14 protein-coding genes are annotated in these 17,727 nt (G+C 63.9%); 6 read left to right on the plus strand and 8 right to left on the minus strand.

Annotation, left to right across the window (positions count from 1 at the left end; translation table 11 throughout):
- The first annotated feature begins 59 nt into the window (after nucleotides 1-59).
- Both CE_RS10095 and CE_RS10100 read left to right on the plus strand, forming a co-directional pair.
- Entirely contained in the window at nucleotides 60-1,100 is a 1,041-nt protein-coding gene (locus CE_RS10095) for a hypothetical protein (protein WP_006768033.1), read from the plus strand.
- Between the two features lie 207 nt (nucleotides 1,101-1,307).
- Nucleotides 1,308-2,942 (plus strand): ABC-F family ATP-binding cassette domain-containing protein, encoded by a 1,635-nt coding sequence (locus tag CE_RS10100; RefSeq protein WP_006768034.1) that lies wholly within the window; start codon nucleotides 1,308-1,310, stop codon nucleotides 2,940-2,942.
- Between the two features lie 22 nt (nucleotides 2,943-2,964).
- On the opposite strand, the gene CE_RS10105 is transcribed toward CE_RS10100, so the two are convergent.
- Entirely contained in the window at nucleotides 2,965-3,558 is a 594-nt protein-coding gene (locus CE_RS10105) for a hypothetical protein (protein WP_006768035.1), read from the minus strand.
- A 644-nt stretch (nucleotides 3,559-4,202) separates the two neighbouring features.
- Here CE_RS10105 and CE_RS10110 point away from each other — a divergent pair.
- The 3 genes from CE_RS10110 (at nucleotide 4,203) to CE_RS10120 (ending at nucleotide 7,807) form a co-directional block, all read left to right on the plus strand.
- Entirely contained in the window at nucleotides 4,203-5,117 is a 915-nt protein-coding gene (locus CE_RS10110) for an ABC transporter ATP-binding protein (RefSeq protein WP_006768036.1), read from the plus strand.
- Nucleotides 5,114-6,751 carry an ABC transporter permease gene (locus tag CE_RS10115; RefSeq protein WP_006768037.1) on the plus strand — a complete coding sequence of 546 codons (1,638 nt, stop codon included), beginning with the start codon at nucleotides 5,114-5,116 and terminating at the stop codon, nucleotides 6,749-6,751. The genes CE_RS10110 and CE_RS10115 overlap by 4 nt, the downstream gene beginning before the upstream one ends.
- 102 nt (nucleotides 6,752-6,853) lie before the next feature.
- Complete coding sequence (locus tag CE_RS10120; RefSeq protein ID WP_041628380.1) at nucleotides 6,854-7,807, plus strand: asparaginase; 954 nt, start codon at nucleotides 6,854-6,856, stop codon at nucleotides 7,805-7,807.
- Here the strand turns inward: CE_RS10120 and CE_RS10125 are convergent.
- Both CE_RS10125 and CE_RS10130 read right to left on the minus strand, forming a co-directional pair.
- A complete protein-coding gene (locus CE_RS10125) occupies nucleotides 7,804-9,210 on the minus strand; it encodes a DNA polymerase IV (RefSeq protein WP_006768040.1) in 1,407 nt (468 codons plus the stop codon). The genes CE_RS10120 and CE_RS10125 overlap by 4 nt on opposite strands.
- Nucleotides 9,211-9,270: 60 nt before the next feature.
- Nucleotides 9,271-10,080, minus strand: a complete 810-nt coding sequence (locus CE_RS10130; protein WP_173362613.1) for an EamA family transporter — start codon at nucleotides 10,078-10,080, stop codon at nucleotides 9,271-9,273.
- Between the two features lie 293 nt (nucleotides 10,081-10,373).
- Here CE_RS10130 and CE_RS10135 point away from each other — a divergent pair, with 293 nt between their 5' ends.
- Entirely contained in the window at nucleotides 10,374-11,015 is a 642-nt protein-coding gene (locus tag CE_RS10135) for a hypothetical protein (protein WP_006768042.1), read from the plus strand.
- Between the two features lie 101 nt (nucleotides 11,016-11,116).
- Here CE_RS10135 and ileS read toward each other — a convergent pair whose 3' ends face one another.
- The 5 genes from ileS to CE_RS10160 form a co-directional block, all read right to left on the minus strand.
- On the minus strand, nucleotides 11,117-14,281 hold the full coding sequence (ileS, locus tag CE_RS10140) for an isoleucine--tRNA ligase (RefSeq protein ID WP_011075728.1): 3,165 nt from the start codon (nucleotides 14,279-14,281) through the stop codon (nucleotides 11,117-11,119).
- Between the two features lie 356 nt (nucleotides 14,282-14,637).
- Entirely contained in the window at nucleotides 14,638-14,859 is a 222-nt protein-coding gene (locus tag CE_RS10145; RefSeq protein WP_006768044.1) for a hypothetical protein, read from the minus strand.
- A 199-nt stretch (nucleotides 14,860-15,058) separates the two neighbouring features.
- A complete protein-coding gene (locus CE_RS10150) occupies nucleotides 15,059-16,120 on the minus strand; it encodes a DivIVA domain-containing protein (RefSeq protein WP_006768045.1) in 1,062 nt (353 codons plus the stop codon).
- A gap of 498 nt (nucleotides 16,121-16,618) precedes the next feature.
- Nucleotides 16,619-16,909 carry a YggT family protein gene (locus CE_RS10155; RefSeq protein WP_035108848.1) on the minus strand — a complete coding sequence of 97 codons (291 nt, stop codon included), beginning with the start codon at nucleotides 16,907-16,909 and terminating at the stop codon, nucleotides 16,619-16,621.
- A gap of 289 nt (nucleotides 16,910-17,198) precedes the next feature.
- A complete protein-coding gene (locus CE_RS10160) occupies nucleotides 17,199-17,666 on the minus strand; it encodes a cell division protein SepF (protein WP_011075730.1) in 468 nt (155 codons plus the stop codon).
- Between the last annotated feature and the right edge of the window lie 61 nt (nucleotides 17,667-17,727).

A 17,727-nucleotide genomic window follows, 5' to 3' on the forward strand; every position in this document is an offset into this window, starting at 1 on the left:
CCGGTGCCCCTGTGAAATTCCACCACACCACCGCAACCGCTAGGTTTGAATGCGTGCGTATGAATAACCTGCCCTCCAGCCTGTCCCGCAAATCCCCCACCACCCGGCGGGGTCTACGCGCCCTGACGGTGGTCATCGCGTGTTCCACCGCGGTGTTCCTGGCCTCATGTGCTGAGGAGCCACCGGAGGAGCCCACCACCGAGGTGGAGCAGGCCGTGGGACTGGCCGTGGATGCCCCCCGGATCACCCTCGAGGATGCTGGAACCGGTGAGCTCAGGGAGATCAGGTACACGGATGTCCCCGACCCCGATGCCAGCGACTCCCCCACCCGCCAGACGACGACACTGACCGTGGAGGATGGTTTCGCGCAGTCCGTGGTACCCGCTGCCGATGTTGATCCCACCGCACCCGAGGGGGGTGATGTCTCCACGATGCGGCTGCCCGTCACCGCGGAGGTCACCCCGGCCGAGCCTGTCGATACCGATGTGGTCGATCCCTCCCGCGAGATCTCCATTCAGGTGGGCCTACCCGCCTTCACCGATGTCGAACTCGCCGAGGACATCCTGTCCACGGAGGGCTTCACCCTGGGTATCCGCGCCGACGACCAGGGCCGTCAGTCCACCCTCAGCCTGGCCGCGCCGGTGGATGCCACCGACACCGGCCGGGTGATGATGGAGCAGTACCTCCTCAAATACACCTCCCTGCCGGTCATCTTCCCCGAGGAGGCCATCGGGTCGGGTGCCAGGTGGTCGGTTGACACCAGGGTCACCGGTGAATCCACCCTGTTGCAGACGGTGACCTACACCATCACCGCGATCCGGGGCAATCAGATCGATCTCGATGTCTCCGTCTCCCAGCGTCCGAGCCTGGGTGCTCTTGAGATCTCCCCCGGCACCGCCGGGGTCACCGAGGACACCCCGGAGCAGTTGACCGTTCTCAATTCCAATACCGCCTCCGCTGGATCAATCACTGTCGATCTGACCCAGCCACTGCCCACCGCGGGCACCGTATCCTGGACCACCCGTGTGGTCTACGGTGGCGGGACCGAGGACATGAGGGTGGTTCAGGATTCCACCGCATCGGTCACCTTCGGCAGCTGACACCGGGCAGTTGAGCGGACAGCTGCCACCGTCCCTGCCGCAGCTGACCCCGGTGGCGGTATTCGAATATGGTTGCCATTTTTCCGTCGCGCAGGCATAATCGAGACATGTTCTTTCTTCGATAGTCACCCCCGCAGTAGCACAACACACAGGCGCTGGCAGCCCATGCCATGTGCCGTGTTTTCATAACGACTTCGAAGGATTATCATGCGCTCCCACGCCTCCTATATCTCTGTTGATGGCCTGAGTTTCTCCTACCCCGCCCGCCGTGTTCTCAGTGACATCTCCCTCACCGTGAACCGGGGAGAGATCATCGGTCTCATTGGTGAGAACGGTTCCGGCAAATCCACACTTCTGGCACTCATCGCCGGGACGCTCGAGCCAGACCAGGGTCGTCTTTATCTTCCTGAGCACACTGGTTTCCTCGCCCAGGAGACTGATCTGCCCTTTGATCTCCCCGTCCAGTCACTGATCGACGAGGCCGTGGCCCCGGTCCGTGCTGTGGAGACCACCATCGGGGAACTCACCGTCGCCATGGGTGATGACAACCCACCTCCCGATATCGCGGAGAGATTCGACGAGGCTCTCAGCCGGGCGGAGGAACTCGGTGTGTGGAACCTGGAGGCCCGCATCGAGGAGATCGTCGCTGGACTGGGCCTGGCGGATGTCGACCGTTCCGTTCCCATCCGTGCATTATCCGGCGGTCAGCGTCGCCGCTTCGCCCTTGCCGTGCTGCTGCTCGAACCCCACGATGCCCTGATCCTGGATGAGCCCACCAACCACCTGGATGACAACGCTGTTGATTTCCTCATTAATGAGCTGACCTCATTCAAGGGCCCGGTGTTGATTGCCAGCCATGACCGTTTCTTCCTCGACGCGGTGGTCACCGGACTGGTGGACCTGGACCCGTCCCTCGGTCCTGAGGGTGGTGCCGGTGAGGAGGTCAGGCAGGCAGCGACCTTCGGCGGTGGATTCACCGAGTACCTGAAGGAACGTGAGCACCGGAGAACCCGCTGGTCACAGCTCTATGTTGCGCAGGAGTCAGAGAGGCAGAAACTCGAGGCCACCTCCGGTATCGAGGAGGAGAATATCTTCCACCGCGCAACACCGAAGTCGGAATCCCGGATCTCCCAGAAGTTCTATGCCGACCGGGCCGCCAAGACCCAGGGCAACCGGGTGCGTTCAGCCCGTAACCGCCTGGAGATCCTGGAGAAGTTCGCGATCCCCGCCCCGCCGAAACCCCTGGAATTCCAGGGCATCCCGGATTATCTGCGCCATGCGGCCGGTGAATCGGTGGAGGTCCGATCCGTGGGTGTGGCCGGCCGGTTGGAGCCGGTGAAGTTCCGCATCGATCCGGGCGACCACATCCTGGTGGAGGGACCCAACGGGACGGGGAAGTCCACGTTGCTGTCCGTTCTGGAGGGGGCACTCGATCCCACCGAGGGTGAGCTGATCATCCCGGAGGACCTGCGCATCACCCGGCTCAAACAGGACGATGACTGGACGGATGAGCAGCTGGCACTGTCCGCCGGGGAGGTCTTCAACCGGCTGGGGGCGGCGAATACCCCCAACCTGGTGGAAATGGGGCTGCTCACTGAAGCGTCGCAAAGCATGCCGTTGGCACAGCTGTCCCTGGGACAGCGCCGACGCGTCTCCCTCGGGCTCATCCTGGCGAGCCCGCCGGACCTGTTGCTTCTCGACGAACCGACCAACCACCTCTCCCTCGCCCTCAGCGAGGAACTCGAGGCCGCGATAGAGAAATTCCCCGGCCGGGTGCTCCTGGCCAGCCATGACAGGTGGATCAGGAAGCGGTGGACGGGGAAGAAGATCAGCCTGGGCTGACCCGGGGAACCAACCCGGAAAGCTACTGGGCCGGGGCGGGCTCCTCGGCAGGAGCCACAACCTCACCCTCGGCGGGAGTAACGGCACCGGTGTCCGCACCGACACACATCTCCGGAACCTGCTCAGGTGCCACGGTGTTGGTGATCAGGATGCAGGCCCAGTCCTGGGACAGCTGCCAGTTACCGTCGACGTTGACGAACTCCACGCCCTCCGCTTCCTGGTCGGGACGATCCGGGAGGGTGAACATGACGGTGGTCAGCACCTCGGATTGTGGATCATAACCCGGCAGGACCGAACCGACGACCTGGAACTCCGCACCGGACTCCACCTTCGCCTGGGTCATGGTCTCGAACAGCTCGGGGGCGTTCTCGGATCCCTGGACGGTGTTGACCTTCTCCTCGATGCTGGCGTTCGGATCGGTGGCGACGGCCAGGATCTGGTTCAGCTCCTCGGCGGTCGGGTACTCGGTGACCCCGGTGGTCGCATCATCGGCGGTGGTGGCCTCAGCTGCCGAAGTGGTGGTCTCGGTGTCAGTCGTCTCATCACTGGAGCACGCACCCAGTGCGAGTGCGCCCACGATGGAGAGCGTTGCTGCGGTTGCCTTGAAAAGCTTCACGTTTAAAGATTCCTTTGCTTCTTGGTCAGGCGGTCGGCGGTCATCTGCACTGCCGGCGCCGTTTCTATCATCATCACCACCGAAGGCGGAGGGAACTCTACCCACCATAAAACACCTCACGAAATGATGTGAATTCAGCAAGGTCAGGACAACCCGGTTCCGGATGGTTCCCGCAGAGCGGTAGGTGGCATCCCTGTGTCCGGTGATTCCCTCCTGTGCCCGGTCATGTACCCGGTCACCCCGGCAAGTCACAGAAGGTGACAACTTTCCCAATAGTAGGGTACACGTTTTCCTCCCCAGGCCCCAGCTCTCCCAGGCCCCAGCGGGGTGTCAGGGCCGATGGCCGGTGCTGTGTGTTCGCTGCACCGGAAGGATGTCCCCCGTTCCTCATCACCGGAGGCAATCACCGGAGACACAGCTGGCCGTGGGTTGGGCCATGCCATGAAAGAAGTCACGTCCACTGCCCCGGACGGGGCCGAACAGCAACCATGGCCCACCCTTCATCCTGTGATATCGGCGGGTAGCTGGTGCCAGGCCCCTTTGACAGTGAATCTGATCTTCAGTCCCGTCTGGGAACCATCCCGGTCTCATAGACTGGGAGGCAGCATCATTTCCTGCCATCTCCTGCTGCGGAAGGATCCCCCATGGCGCACTCGGACACACCTGCTGTAGAGACGATCGGGCTGTCGAAGAATTTCGGTTCCGTCCGTGCTCTGGATGAGCTCAACCTCCGGGTGGAGGCCGGGGAGGTGCACGGTTTCCTGGGGCCCAACGGTTCCGGGAAATCAACCGCCATCCGGGTCCTGCTCGGCATCCTGCGTTCTGATGCCGGTTCCGTGAAGGTGCTCGGTAAAGACCCCTGGCGTGATGCCGTGGAACTGCATCACCGCCTGGCCTATGTTCCCGGTGATGTGGAATTGTGGCCCAATCTCACCGGTGGCGAGGCCATTGACCTGTTCGCCCGACTCCGGGGCCGGTTGAATGTGAAGCGCCGGGATGAACTCATCGAGCGTTTTGATCTCGATCCCAGCAAGAAGGGTCGCACCTATTCCAAGGGGAACCGTCAGAAGGTGGCGCTGATCTCAGCGCTGGCGTCGGATGTGGAACTGCTGCTTCTCGACGAACCGACCAGCGGTCTCGACCCACTCATGGAAGCCCAGTTTCAGGAGCTCATCCGTGAAGAGAAGGAACGGGGCCACACCGTCCTCCTATCCAGTCATATCCTCGCGCAGGTCGAAGCACTGGCGGATCGGATCTCCATCATCCGTAAGGGCAGGATCGTGGAGTCGGGCACCCTTCTGGATATGCGTCACCTCAGCCACACGGTGGTCACGGTCCTGACGGACCGCCCCACCGCGGAGCTGATCACACATGAGGGTATCTACAATGCCCACCGGGAGGGTGAGCAGGTGCGTTTCGACGTCGATGCCGCCCACCTCCCGGAGGTGATGAGCATGCTCGCTGCGCTGGGGGTGCGTGCCATCACCGCTACCCCGCCGTCGCTGGAGCGTCTGCTCCTGCGCCACTACGGCGATGCCCCTGAGGGGACCGACCAATGACCGCGCAGGTGTCCGCACAGGTGGGGGCCTTCACCGGCACGGGTGCCACCCTGCGTCTCATGTTGCGCCGCGACCGCTGGCGCCTGCCGGCATGGGTGCTGGGGCTGTCGCTGCTCATGGCGTATTTCTGCACCGCACTGGGCACGGTCCTCGACGAGGAGAGTCTGCAGGGGATGGCGCAGTTGGCGTTGAGCCCCGTCACCGCACTGGTCGGTGGCCCGGGATTCGGCTTCGACGCGATCACCGTGCCACGGTTCCTCGCAGGGCTGTACGGTACCTACCTCATGCTGGGCACCGCACTCATGTCCATGCTCACCATCTCCCGGCACACCCGCGCGGAGGAACAACATGGCCGCGCGGAGCTGGTCCTGGCTGCCCCTGTCGGCCATCATGCCCAACCGACGGCAGCCCTCATCCTCACCGTCGCGATGAATATCCTCACGGCTTTCCTCATGACCGGGGTGGTCCTGGCCTCCCCGATCGAGCCCACGCCGGAGGTGATGCCGACGGTGCTGTTCACCGCGAGTATCGCGGCGGTGGGCATCGCCTTTGCCGGGGTATCCACCGCCACCGCACAGCTGTCCCCCTACTCCAGAACGTGTACGGCCATCGCCGGCATGGTCCTGGCGGTGTCCTTCATCATCCGCGGACTAGGCGACATGTCCCGGGTGCAGAACGGTGGACTGGCCTGGCTGTCGTGGCTGTCCCCCATCGGGTGGGCTCAGCAGGCCGCCCCGTACACCCTGAACCGGTGGTGGCCGCTGGCGCTGCCCCTGATTCTCGCCCTCCTCACGGCCTTCCTGGGGTTCCAGCTCCGGTCCCGGCGCGATCTGGGTGCTGGTGTCCTCTCCGACCGGACGGGGAAGGAACGGGCGCCCTCCTGGCTGGGATCCCCTCCCGCGGTGGCCTGGCGGTTGCAACGGGGCACGGTAATCGGTTGGTCTGTCGGGGTTGTCATCGCGGGTCTGGTATTCGGTGCCTTCACCCAGACCATCGCGGATACCGCCGATGACATGCCCGCGGAGATCCTCGCCGTCATGGGTGGGTCCACGGCCCTCACCGAGGGGTATCTGGGGTTCATGGGGATCTATTTCGCGGTCATGCTCAGTGTCTACGGCATCCTGTCGGTGCAGTCTCTCCGCGCCGAGGAGACCGGACACCGGACAGAACCTGTCCTGGCCACCGCGGTCGGCAGGGTGGGTTGGGTGCTGTCCTGGGTCGGTGTCACCGCAGCCGGTGCCCTGTGGTTGAGTGTGCTGTCCGGTGTCGCGGAGGCCTCGGGGGCGGTGCTGGTCACCGGTGATGGGGCGTTGTTCTGGCCGACCGTCCTCGGTCATGGTGTGCAGTTCGCGCCGGTGTGGTTGTTGATCGGTGTGGCCACGGTGCTCTACGGGCTGGTGCCCCGCCTACTGGGCCTGGTGTGGTTGGTGTTCATCGCCGGAAGTGTTCTCAGCATGTTCGGCCGGATGCTGCAGCTCAGTCAGACATGGCTGAATCTCTCCCCCTTTGAACACGTCGGGCAGCACCCGGCGACCGATGTGGGGTGGACCGGTGTCCTACTGCTGGCTGGTACTGCCATCCTGCTGGCCGTGTTCGGCGCGTGTGCTTTCCGACGTCGCGACCTCACCGCCTGACCCTCATGATGTGGTCTTCCCGTGGGGGTGAAACTGCGGGACCGGTTCGGATAGGTGCAGCCTGACACTACGGGTCAGGGCACTGTTGATAGTCTTGACCCCATGTCCGAGACCTCTCCAGAGAGCACCTCTGTGTCCAAAATTGCCGTGATCACCACCGGAGGCACCATCGCCTGCACCGCCGATGCCGACGGCCACCTCCTGCCCACGGTCAGCGGCGAGGAACTCCTGCGTCCCATCGCGGCGCGTTTCGACGCCTCCCAGTTCACCTTCGAGATCCATGAGCTCAACCGCCTGGATTCCTCCTCCATGACCTTCGCCGACATCGACGAACTCAATACCCGGATCCATCAGGTGTTGGAGGATCCGGAGGTGGTCGGTGTCGTGGTCACCCACGGCACCGATTCGATGGAGGAAACCGCCGTCGCGGTGGACACGTTCCACACCGACCACCGTCCCGTGATCTTCACCGGTGCCCAGAAACCCGCTGACCATCCGGAGGCCGACGGCCCGGGCAATCTCTTCGAGGCCTGCCTGATCGCCTCGGATGCCTCCGCCCGGGGCATCGGTGTGCTCGTGGTCTTCGGCCATGCCGTGATTCCTGCGCGTGGGTGCACCAAGTGGCACACCACCGATGAGCTGGCATTTGCCACCAATGGTCCCGAGGAGCCGGAACGCCCGGATCCCCTGCAGCTCGCTCCCCTGGCGGATGTCACCGTGGAGATCATCCCCGCCTACCCCGGTGCGTCCGGCGCATCGGTGCAGGCCGCCCTTGATGCAGGCGCACAGGGTCTGGTCGTCGAGGCGATGGGTTCGGGCAATGTGGGCACCGCGATGGGTGCGGCCCTGGGCCGGGCGCTTGACGACGGCATCCCCGTGGTCATGACGACGCGTGTGCCGCGCGGTGAGGTCTCCGGCACCTACGGTGGCGCCGGGGGCGGCGCAACCCTGGCCGCCCGGGGTGCGATCGGGTCCCGGTACTTCCGTGCCGGTCAGGCGCGCGTCCTGCTCGCGGCGGCGATCGCCACGGGGCAGCACCCGGCCACTCTGTTCTAGTCGCCGTCCGGGTCGCGGCGGTTGTCTGCCAGCCAGTCACCCCAGTCCAGGCTGTCGAGGGGGTCGGCGGGTTGCAATAGGGGATCATCCATGGCGAAGTTCCGGGTGAGTCCCCGGGTGGTGGTGCGGGTCTCGAACCTCACCGACACCACCCCGTGCCCCGCCCCCTGTACCCACCCGTGGCCGAATTCCGGGTGGCGGACATCCTGGGTTGCCCGCCAGATCCGGGTGCGGGGTTCATCGCTGACCTGGGAGGAGTCGGTGGGTATGGCGGTGGTGCTGGACCGCACCCCTGATTCATAATCCGTGTCCGCGGGGGCGGGGGTCACGATCTGCTGATCCAGTTCGGGGAAGAGGATGTCCTGTCGGTTTTCCTCCAGGCCGGAAAATCCCACGCCCACCAGCCGGATGGGTCCGGTCTCCTCGGGATAGCGCACCAGACGGAAGGCGGTGGCCTCCAGGGTCGCCAGGTCATCGGTGGCATAGGACAGGGTGTGGGATCGTGATTCGATCCGGAAATCATCCATCCGCAGTTTCACGCTGACGGTGCGCGCGCCCCGACCATCCCGCAGCAGTCGACGGTGGGCGCCCTTGGTGGCACGCCGGATGGCGGCGTCCACCTGTGCACGTGAGGTGAGGTCGCGTTCATAGGTGTGTTCCTGGGAGATCTGTTTGGCCTCGGCGCGGGGTTCGACGGGGCGGTCATCCACCCCACGGGCCAGGTTCCACAGGCTGAGTCCGATGGTCGGCCCCAGGCTGATCTCGACCTCCTTGGCGCTGAGGGCCGCGAGGTCATCGATGGTGGCCACCCCCATCGTGGTCAGTTTTGCCTGGGTGACCGGACCGACCCCCCACAGCATACTGACGGGCATGGGGCCCACGAGTTCCTGCTGTTTCTCCACGGGAATGACAAACACCCCGTCCGGTTTCGCCTTCCCGGATCCGATCTTGGCGAACTGTTTGCCCGACCCCGCCCCGACGGAGGCGGGCAGTCCGGTCTGGGCACGGATCTCGGCGCGCAGTGCTTCGGCCCACGCACGGACCTCCCCGGGTGACGCCCCGACCAGCTCCTCCGGCTCCATATACCCCTCGTCGATGGAGAGCCTCTCCACCATCCCCGCGCGCTGCTCGATGATCTGGAACACCCGCTTCGAGGCGGCGGAATAGACCACATGCCGCGGGGTGACCACCACCGAGGCCAACCCCACCCGGGCGCGTGCCTCATGCATGGGCATCGCCGAACGTGCCCCGAACCTGCGTGCCTCATAGGAGGCACCGGCGACCACTCCCCTGCCCGATGCACCCCCGACCAGGACGGGGCGTCCCCGCAGGGTGGGCCGGGTCAACTGCTCCACGGATGCGAAGAAGGCATCCATATCGATGTGCAGAACCCAGCGTTGCATGGGGTCCAGTCTAGGGCACAAACCGGGGCAAACCGAACGGGTGAACGAATGGGATGGGGGTCAGGCAGGTCGTCGTAAAGCAACCGCGGCGATCACCAGCGCGATGCCAGCCATCTCCGCCGGGGTGAGCATCTGCCCCAGGGCGACCGCACCCATCACCGCGGCGGTCAGGGGCAGCAGCGCCAGCAGCAGGGCGAAATAGGCACGCCCGGCCATCCGCAGGACAATGAGATCCAGGCCGTAGGGGATCACCGCGCTGAGAACCCCCAGGCCGAAGGCCAGGCCCAGCAGCTGCACCGGTTCGAGCGCCATCGACGCCATCCCCGGCCACAGCCACCATGCCACGGGCGCGGCCAGCAGCGCGGCCCAGACAAAACCGACCGTCATCCCGGTGCGACTGTCCGATGCCGACCCGGCGATGCGGTTACCGGCGACAATGTAGAGGGCCCACAGCGCGGCGGCTCCCAGGGCGAACAGGACACCGACGCTGTTGGAGGACCACTGCGCACCGGAGATCACCACCACCCCGACCCCCGCCAGCGCCAGGGCCGCCCAGTCCCGCAGGGTGCGACTGCCCAGCGCCGCCACCGCGATGGGCCCGAGGAATTCAATCGCCACCGCGGTACCCATCGGCAGACGGGCAATCGCCTCATAGAAGGTCATATTCATCGCCAGCGTGGAGATGCCGTAGACCGCCGCATTGAACCCGGCACGCCCCAGAAAATCACGCACCCGTGGGCGGAAGAGCACGAGCAACAACGCCGCGGCGGTGGAGATCCGCAGCCAGGCCACCAACACCGGTGGCAGGTTGTCGAACAGGCCGACGGCGATGGCCGCGCCGGCATAGAGCGACAACCCGTTGATGACCATCAACAACGGCGCCAGGGCACGGCCCCCCACTTTGATACCACCAGAGTTGTCCACGAGGGGGATCGTACCGGAGGGAGGCTCCCTTGCCATGAACAGGGATCTGCCAGCGACCTGACAGTAAATTACAGGGGTGATTGAGTATGCCTACCACATCACCCCCTTATTGCCTATTAATGCAGGTGGGCGCGCGCCGGACAGGCAGAGAGGGGGGAGAGGATGGACTAGCAGATGCGCTCATCGTAACCTGGATCACATACCAATCCCCTCTCTGATCCACGGTTCCAGGAGTTGATATGCGTCTTTTCCTCCGTTCCCTCACAGCAGCGCTCGGCAGCGCCGCCCTGTTGCTGGCCCCCCTCACCCCCACCGCCCATGCTGTCAACGCGGTGGACCTGCAGGGATTCTCCCATTTCTGTTTCGCACCGGACGGGATCTATGACGGTCCGTATCAGAATTCCCACAATGGTTACCCGGTGACAGAGGAGTTATTAACCATCCCCGTCGCCCAACCCTCCACCCAGGCCTCACGGTTCTTCCCGGTCATCGACCCCGGGTTGGTGGTCCACCCCACCGCAGGCGGCCTCGCGAAAGACAACCATCTGCGCTTCAAAGCGATTGTCTTCCCATCAGACCACACCCGGGACGATGCCAACACCGGTGAGATCCGCTTCGAGGCTTTCCAGATCCGCCTCAACACCGAAGAACAGTTCGGTGACCGCTACTACATCTACGTCGGTCCCTCCAAGCGGGTGATGGACGACAACTGTGATGGCACCTTCTACGACAACACAGGAACCAAGCGTTCGTCATCAGAGATGAACTGGACACCGAAATACGTCTACCGCGGTGGTGAACTGACGCTGAACACCGGCGGTGGCGGCGGAGGAGGAAACGGTGGTGGAGGAAATGGCGGCGGGTCGTCGCTGAGCAGTTGATTCCTTTTGTCCACCGGTCCAGGCCACTGACCCGGAGCAGACAACAACCCCGCCGGTTCCCTCCTACAGGGCGGATCCGACGGGGTTGTCGTGGGCAATCGTTACACCCTGGCGACGCTGGCGGTCACGCCCTTGAGCACCTCATGGGCATCCTCACCGAGATCATCCTGGGTGACCTCGAAGGAGGTGGCCAGCACCTCACCGGCGATGTGATCGGCATGGCGGGTGGCCCACTCCTGCTTGTCCCCAGGCACGGACAGGGTGACCTGGATGCGGTCGGAGACCTCGAAACCGGAGGACTTGCGAGCATCCTGCAGACCACGGATGACATCCGCAGCCCAGCCCTCCGCCTCCAGCTCGGGGGTGACTTCCATGTCCAGGACGACCAGGCCGTCGACATCGTCGATCTGGGCGGTGGAATCGGGGTTCGCGGCCACCAGACGCTCGGTGTACTCACCGTCCTGCAGCTCGATACCGTCAGCGACCACGGTCTCGCCCACGCGCTCGTAGTTGCCAGCCTTGACCGCCTTGATCACGCGCTGGACATCCTTACCCAGACGCGGCCCGGCGACCTTGGCGTTGACAACCACCTCAAAGGTGCCCACGGCATCGACATCGGAGGTCAGGTCCACATTCTTGACATTGACCTCATCACGGATGATGGACAGGAAATCAGCCAGGCGTCCGGAATCCGGCAGTGCCACGGTCAGGTTCGGCAGTGGCAGGCGGTTGCGGAGCTTGTGGGCCTTGCGGATCGAGGACGCCGCCGAGCACACACCACGGATCTCATCCATGGTGCGGACCAGATCGGCATCGGCCGGGAAGCTGTCCGCCGAGGGGAAGTCGGTGAGGTGGACGGAGCGCTCACCGGTCAGGCCGCGCCAGATGACCTCGGTGGTCATCGGCAGCAGCGGGGCGGCCACACGGGTGAGGGTCTCCAGCACGGTGTAGAGGGTGTTGAAGGCTTCCGGGTGCGCCTCGTCGCCGGCCCAGAAACGGTCACGGGAACGACGGACATACCAGTTGGTCAGGGCATCACAGAACCACCGCACCTGGTCACAGGCGCGGGCGATGTCGGTGGCATCAAGCGCGGCGGTGACATCGGCAACCAGGTCATGCAGCTTGGCCAGGATGTAGCGGTCCAGCACATCGGTGGAGTCCACCGACCAGGTGGCCTTCTTCGAGGCGTAGAGCTGCAGGAAGGAATACGCATTCCACATGGGCAGCTGGGCCTGACGTACACCCTCCCGGATGCCCTTCTCGGTGACGATGAGGTTGCCGCCACGCAGGATCGGTGAACTCATGAGGAACCAGCGCATCGCATCGGAACCGTCACGGTCGAAGACCTCAGTGACATTGGGGTAGTTGCCCTTGGACTTGGACATCTTCAGTCCGTCATCACCGAGGACGATGCCGTGCGCGACGACCTTCTTGAAGGCGGGGCGGTCGAACAGGCCAACCGAGAGCACATGCAGCAGGTAGAACCAGCCGCGGGTCTGACCGATGTACTCCACGATGAAGTCGGCAGGCGCGTGGGTGTCGAACCAGTCCTTGTTCTCGAACGGGTAGTGTACCTGGGCGAATGGCATGGAACCGGAATCGAACCAGACGTCCAACACATCCGGCACCCGTCGCATGGTGGACTTTCCGGTGGGATCATCAGGGTTCGGGCGGGTCAGCTCATCGATGTACGGGCGGTGCAGGGAGGTCGGACGGACACCGAAGTCGGCCTCCAGCTCATCGAGGGAGCCATAGACATCCACGCGCGGGTAGTTCTCATCATCGGAGACCCACACCGGGATCGGGGACCCCCAGTAGCGGGAACGGGAGATGTTCCAGTCGCGGGCGCCCTCCAGCCACTTGCCGAACTGACCGTCCCGGATGTGGGCCGGCATCCACTCGATGTCCTGGTTGGTTTCCACCATGCGGTCGCGGATCTTGGTGACATTGACAAACCAGGACGGCAGCGCCATGTAGATCAGTGGCTCACCGGAACGCCAGGAGTGTGGGTAGGAGTGCTCGATGGTCTGGTGCCGGAACACCCGCCCCTTGGCCTTGAGATCACGGATGATGTCCTTGTTGGCATCGAAGACCAGCTGGCCCTCATACTCCGGGGTCAGGGAGGTGAACTTGCCGTCCATGTCCACGGGGATGACCGGGGCGATATCCGCGGCGTTACAGACGTTCATATCGTCCTCACCGAAGGCGGGTGCCTGGTGGACGATGCCGGTGCCATCCTCCGTGGTGACATAGTCCGCGCCGAGGATCTGGAAGGCGTTGGGGTGGTCACGGAAGAAATCGAAGACCGGCTCGTAGGTCAGGCCGATGAGCTCGGTTCCCGGGTGCTCGGAGATGATCCGGGCATCCGTGCCCAGTTCCTTGGCGTAGGCGCCCACCAGGTCACGGGCCAGCAGCAGCTGCTGTCCGACGAAGCCCTCCTCACCGTCCCCGGCCACCTCGACGAGGGCGTAGGTCACCGATGGGTTCACGGCGAGCGCCAGGTTGGACGGCAGGGTCCAGGGGGTGGTGGTCCAGGCGATCGCATTGGCGCCGATGAGTGCCTCATTGGCCCCGGTGCCCTCGATCTTGCCGGTGATCGGCATGGTGACGGTCAGGGTCGGGTCCTGGCGCATCTTGTAGGAATCATCCAGGCGGGTCTCCTGGTTGGACAGCGGGGTGTGCTCTGCCCAGGAGTACGGCAGAACGCGGAAGCCCTGGTAGATCAGGCCCTTGTCGTAGAGTTCCTTGAACGCCCAGATCACGGACTCCATATAGGTCAGATCCATGGTCTTGTAGCCGTTTTCGAAGTCGACCCAGCGTGCCTGGCGGGTGACGTACTCCTCCCACTCCTTGGTGTACTGGAGGACGGACTTGGCGCAGTAATCGTTGAACTGGGCCAGGCCCATGGACTCGATCTCGCCCTTGTCCTTGATGCCGAGCTGCTTCTCAGCCTCCAGCTCCGCGGGCAATCCGTGGGTGTCCCAACCGAAGACGCGGGGCACGCGGTAACCACGCATGGTCTGGTAACGGGGCACGATGTCCTTGACATACCCGGTCAGGAGGTGACCGTAGTGGGGCAGACCATTCGCAAACGGGGGGCCGTCGTAGAAAACGTAGTCCTCGGCGTCATTACGCTGGTCGATGCTGGCCTGGAAGGTGTCGTCCCTCTTCCAGAAGTCGAGTACGTTCTCCTCCATCTCGGGGAAACGTGATGATCCACCGGTCATGTCGACCAGTGGGTAAACTCCGCCAACGGCTTCAGTCATGTGAGTCGGTCCCTTAATCCTTCGCAAGTGCCAATGATGGTCATGTACTTGCGGGGACGCCCCTTGATCCGGACGCGGTACCACCCTGCTTGAACCTGCGGCCCACCAACAGGCCACCGATCCCACTTGATTGAACGGGTCTGTCACGGTCCCACCCGTCCGGTTCTACTGGGCCCACCCCTTAGCGACGTGCCGGGGGGATGGACTGTTCTTCCGGAAAGACTCCCCGGTGATGGCCGGATCATCGCCTTCGCCTCCCTGTGTGGAACAGGAAAACGACTGTCGCTCAGTATAGCGCACCATCACCGCAATGCCTTTCCGGTGGTGGTCGCGGCCCCCGCTCCCCCGGGATGCGGTCACCGCGCATCCCCGTGCTGGGCCTGGGTGCTGTCCCCCAGCTCTGACGGGTGCGCCCGCCCCCGCTGCCTGCGTGCCGATGATTCGGCGATGAGGAAACACACCAGACCTGCCACCACCGTGATGATCAACAACCAGGTCCAGATCTCCGACGGGGTCGTGATCGTCACCACCAGCAGGACGAAACCGAGGGCGGATAGTACGAGAGCAGCGATGAACATGTCTTCCTGGGGATACGGGCTTCAGCAAGGACTGGGTGGGGTCACGGGAGGCACGGCGACGGGATGTGACGGCCGCGGAGACCATGCAGGGAAAACCAGTGGCTCCCGGGCCCGGTGGATACCGGACCCGGGAGCCGGGTGTTTCTGCCTGGATGCGGGGTCATCCGGTGGGATGTCCCCTATCCGGGGTCAGTGCAGATCAGGAGTTCTGACCACCGGGGTTGTTGCCGGTGTTGCCTGCCGGCGCGGAGGAACCGCGTGCGTTGAGTTCCTCCAGCTGGCCCTCGAGGAGGGACTTCAGGCGGGTGCGGTACTCACGCTCGAACACCTGAAGTTCAGCGATGCGGGTCTCCAGTGCGTTCTGCTGCTCCTTGACCGCTGCCATGGTCTCGGTGTGCTTACGCTCGGCATCAGCCTGCAGGGCGTTGGCCTTGTCCTCGGCCTGACGGATCTGCGCCTCGGCGCGTGCGGTGGAATCCGCGAGGGTGGCCGCGGATTTCTTCTCGGCTTCATCAACTAGGTTCTTGGCGCGTGCCTCGGCCTCATCGACGAGGTTCTTGGCACGTGCCTCGGCATCGGCGATCTGCTTCTCGGCGCGCTGACGTGCATCCTCGAGGGTCCGGTTGGAGCTCGTGTTCGCCTCGGAGATCTGCTTCTCGGCAGCTTCCCGGGCATCATCGAGCATCGACTTGGCCTCGGCGCGGGCATCGGAGGTCAGGCGGTCAGCCATCTCCTGCGCCAGTCCGAGCACCTTCGCGGCCTGCATGTGGGTGTCCACAGTGGCACCGCCGCTGGCCTCAGGCGCAGCTGCGGCTGCCGGGGTTCTACCGCCACTACCAGCGTTGGCCTTGGCCTTTTCAGCTTCCTCGCGTGCGGCCTTGGCATCAGCCTGGGCCTTCTGCAGCTGATCCTGGGCAGCCTTGGCATCATTCTGCGCCTTGGTGGCGGTCTTCTGCGCCTCATCAAGCTTGGTCTTATACTCAGCCCGGAGCTTCTCCTCGATTTCACGGCGCAGAGCGGACTCATCAACACGTGGGGATCCGGAACCTGCACCGCCTGCTCCTGCGGGGGACCCGTCCTTCAGCTGAGTCTCAAGCTCCTCAACCCGCTGGGTGAGGTCATCATTTTCCTCCTGGAGCTGGGCGAGGGTGTCCTCCACCAGATCCAGGAACTGATCAACCTCATCCTCGTTGTAGCCACGCTTGCCGATAGGCGGCTTACTGAAAGCGACGTTATGCACATCAGCTGGAGTCAACGGCATTAGCGGATTCCCTTCGATTTAACGGTGGCCCCAGGCATGGGCCGGGACTCGGCCGCGGGAATCTCCCACGGCCGGAACTTCCATTCATCTTACTGACCTTCTCACGTGATTGTAGCCAGCAACCCACTTTTGCTCAGTTCACTCGCCGGTGAAATCCACTGGTGTCCCTGCAACCGGTGGACAGCTGGGCACGGGGTCGCGCACGACGGACACAATCACGAACGCACACAACCCTACTCCCCCCGGTCACAGAAAGGTCGTTTGAATGGCTATTTCCTCATGTCTTAGCGCCCCGGTGACGGAACCACCGTGCAGATGTGACGGCATCAACACTGGATAGAGACTTCAGGCCCGTGGTGGCAGGCGGATGGGGGTGTCCTGTGTGTCGGGTGTGCAGAATGGGGGTGATTTACGCATAAAACCCGCCTGCAGGTGACACCACCGGTGGTGTCATCTACAGACGGGGCGAACCTGTCCGGCGCGACCTGCGCTCCGGGATCAGAAGGGGATGAGGGTGACCAGGGCCCTGAGGATCGACAGACCGAAGAAGAGCACGATCACGGAGATATCCAGGCGGATATTGCCCAGGGGCAGAGGGGGGATGATCCGGCGCAGCAACCTCACCGGCGGATCAGTCACCATGAAAATAGGCTCGGCGATCACATAGAACCACTTGGGTGGTGAGAAGGACCGGGAAAATGACTGGATCATCTCAATGACAATGCGTGCGATCAGCACGTACATGTAGAGACTAATGATCCAGGCGATCAAAGTTGCAAATGTACCCACGGGGAAACAGTCTAACTGAACTTGGACGATGACGGTACCTGGTTGTCGCCCCGGCGCCACGCATGATGCACACGCCGGGGCCACGGCCCGGCGGTGGCACAAGCTGCACCGCCCAGCACGGCCCTGTGACGGGCACGGTCACCGGAAGCAGGAAGGGATGGGCCGGGTGAGATAACCGATCACGCTGCACATGATTCGATCCCGCAGATAGCACACCCCGGCGCGCACCCATGACCACCCGTCAACCACTGGTGCCGATACCCGGTGTGGGATGTGACCAGGCGGGGTTCTAGCGGATACGCGCGGCGCGTTCCAGCTCGGAGATGGAGATATCCGCGGTTTCCGGGATGATGGCGAAGTTCTCGCTGTCGAGTTTCTGCATCTTGCCACGCAGGGCGAAGCACAGGCCCGCGGCGAAATCGACGATGCGGCGTGCCTCCTCGCGGGTGAGACGGGACATGTCGAACACCACCGCGTCACCGTCACGGAATGCCGCGCCGATTTCCTGGGCATCCTCGAAGGAGTTCAGGCCGACGGTGACGATGGTGGGCTGGTAGGCCCGCGGTGCCGACGCAGGTGCCGGAGCCGGTGCGACCGGAACCGCCGACTGTGGCCTGGAGTACCCGTATTCCTGGTCGCGGTAGTCCGTGGCATAGGCGGCGTTGCCGTCGTAGCGGGGCTCGTCCTGGTAGTAGGCGTCATCGGCCTCGTATGGAGTGAGCCCGAAGAACTCCTTGGTCTTCTTGATCATTGACATGGCAGTTTCCCTTCACCTGGAATGTCGTGTGGTCATGTGCAGCAGGGTGCGTGGACACCCT

It is taken from the genome of Corynebacterium efficiens YS-314 (genome assembly GCF_000011305.1).
GTDB lineage: Bacteria > Actinomycetota > Actinomycetes > Mycobacteriales > Mycobacteriaceae > Corynebacterium > Corynebacterium efficiens.

What these genes read in the sequence shown, in the direction of transcription:
- CE_RS10095 (WP_006768033.1), top strand. Translation starts at nt 60, where the DNA reads ATGAATAACCTGCCCTCCAGCCTGTCCCGCAAATCCCCCACCACCCGG.
- CE_RS10100 (WP_006768034.1), top strand. Translation starts at nt 1,308, where the DNA reads ATGCGCTCCCACGCCTCCTATATCTCTGTTGATGGCCTGAGTTTCTCC.
- CE_RS10110 (WP_006768036.1), top strand. Translation starts at nt 4,203, where the DNA reads ATGGCGCACTCGGACACACCTGCTGTAGAGACGATCGGGCTGTCGAAG.
- CE_RS10115 (WP_006768037.1), top strand. Translation starts at nt 5,114, where the DNA reads ATGACCGCGCAGGTGTCCGCACAGGTGGGGGCCTTCACCGGCACGGGT.
- CE_RS10120 (WP_041628380.1), top strand. Translation starts at nt 6,854, where the DNA reads ATGTCCGAGACCTCTCCAGAGAGCACCTCTGTGTCCAAAATTGCCGTG.
- CE_RS10125 (WP_006768040.1), bottom strand. Translation starts at nt 9,210, where the DNA reads ATGCAACGCTGGGTTCTGCACATCGATATGGATGCCTTCTTCGCATCC.
- CE_RS10130 (WP_173362613.1), bottom strand. Translation starts at nt 10,080, where the DNA reads ATGGTCATCAACGGGTTGTCGCTCTATGCCGGCGCGGCCATCGCCGTC.
- CE_RS10135 (WP_006768042.1), top strand. Translation starts at nt 10,374, where the DNA reads ATGCGTCTTTTCCTCCGTTCCCTCACAGCAGCGCTCGGCAGCGCCGCC.
- ileS (WP_011075728.1), bottom strand. Translation starts at nt 14,281, where the DNA reads ATGACTGAAGCCGTTGGCGGAGTTTACCCACTGGTCGACATGACCGGT.
- CE_RS10145 (WP_006768044.1), bottom strand. Translation starts at nt 14,859, where the DNA reads ATGTTCATCGCTGCTCTCGTACTATCCGCCCTCGGTTTCGTCCTGCTG.
- CE_RS10150 (WP_006768045.1), bottom strand. Translation starts at nt 16,120, where the DNA reads ATGCCGTTGACTCCAGCTGATGTGCATAACGTCGCTTTCAGTAAGCCG.
- CE_RS10160 (WP_011075730.1), bottom strand. Translation starts at nt 17,666, where the DNA reads ATGTCAATGATCAAGAAGACCAAGGAGTTCTTCGGGCTCACTCCATAC.